The organism is Herbaspirillum sp. B65 (assembly GCF_000333555.1).
Lineage (GTDB): Bacteria > Pseudomonadota > Gammaproteobacteria > Burkholderiales > Burkholderiaceae_D > Herbaspirillum > Herbaspirillum rubrisubalbicans.
In genome coordinates this window covers 1-1,565 of record NZ_BADI01000713.1, presented here as the reverse complement: position 1 = coordinate 1,565, position 1,565 = coordinate 1, and the positions used below count along the sequence as shown (strand labels likewise).

2 protein-coding genes are annotated in these 1,565 nt (G+C 63.0%); both read left to right on the top strand.

Going from position 1 to position 1,565, the window contains the following annotated elements:
- Positions 1-595, top strand: a 595-nt coding sequence (locus I5W_RS16765) for a DUF969 domain-containing protein (RefSeq protein ID WP_044530077.1), incomplete at its 5' end; no start/stop codon positions are given.
- A partial coding sequence (locus tag I5W_RS16760) for a DUF979 domain-containing protein (RefSeq protein ID WP_044530076.1) occupies positions 592-1,565 on the top strand: 974 nt, incomplete at its 3' end. The genes I5W_RS16765 and I5W_RS16760, both read left to right, overlap by 4 nt.

The following is a 1,565-nucleotide window of genomic DNA, read 5'->3' as shown; positions in this document are numbered from 1 at the left end:
CATGTTGCTGGAAACCTTCGGCGAGAAGTTCGTCAACAGCCGTTCGCTGGCGACCTTCCTGCTGATCCTGCCCATCATCGGCCTGCTCGAACACTACGGTCTGAAGGAACGCGCCCAGGCCTGGATTTCCAGCATCGCCAGCGCCACCTCGGCGCGCATCCTGATGCTCTACTTCATCCTGCGTGAAGGCACCGCCGCACTGGGCCTGATCTATCTCGGTGGCCAGGCGCAGACCGTGCGTCCGCTGCTGGCCCCGATGGCCGAAGGCGCGGCGGTGAGCACCTATGGCGAAGACCTGCCGCAACACATCCGCGACAAGATCAAGGCCCATGCCGCGGCCTGCGACAACATCGCCGTGTTCTTCGGCGAAGACATCTTCATCGCCTTCGGCGCCGTGCTGTTGATGGATGCCTTCCTCAAGGAAAACGGCATCAGCAATATCGAGCCGCTGCACATCGGCCTGTGGGCCATCCCCACTGCGCTGTCGGCACTGGTGATCCACATGTTCCGCCTGACTCGCCTGGACGCGTCCATCCGCCGCGACGTAGACGCCTGGAAAGCCACCCAATCCGCTGCCGCCAAGGTGTCCGCATGAATACGCTCATTTCCATCAACCGCATCTACTACCTCATCGGCATCATCGTCATGATGCTGACCGTGATGACCCTGCGCGACAAGGGCAACCCCAAGCGCCTCACCACGGCCCTGTTCTGGTTCCTCTTCGGTGCCGTGTTCCTGTTCGGCGACCTGCTGGTGGAGCAGCTCGGCAAGTCCATGGCCCACCGCATCATCGGCGGCACCGTCATCATCATTTCCCTGATCGCCGGCACCGGGATGCTCTCCATGGGCAGCTATGCCACCTCCACTCAGGACGAGCGCGTGGCTTCCTCCAAACGCCTGGGCAATTGGCTGTTCTTCCCGGCGGTGCTGATCCCGGTCATCACGGTGGCCTGTACCGTGCTGCTCAAGGGCGTCTCGGTGGGCGGCATGATGCTGCTGGACCAGAAGCAACTGACGCTGGCAGCCCTGTGCGTGGCCTGTGTGTGTGCGCTCATCGCCGGCTGCGTGCTGACCCGCGGCACGCCCTTGCAGGCGGTGCGCCAGTCGCGCCGCCTGGTGGACTCGATCGGCTGGGCCGCAATCCTGCCGCTGATGCTGGCCATGCTGGGTGGCGTGTTCGTGGCCGCCAAAACCGGCAACTCGGTGCAACACGTGGTGAGCCTGTTCGTCAACCCCGATAACCGTTTCCTGGTGGTGGTGATCTATTGCGTGGGCATGGCGCTCTTTACCATGGTGATGGGCAACGCCTTTGCCGCCTTCCCGGTGATGAGCGCGGGCATCGCCCTGCCCTTCCTGATCCTGGGCCATCACGCCGATCCGGCGCCGCTGGTGTCCATCGGCATGTACTCCGGCTATTGCGGCACGCTGATGACGCCGATGGCGGCCAACTACAACATCGTGCCGGCCGCGCTGCTGGAACTGAAGAAACAGTACCAGGTCATCAAAGTGCAGATTCCGACCGCACTGACGCTGCTGACGGTGAACGTGTTCCTGAAGTACTTCCT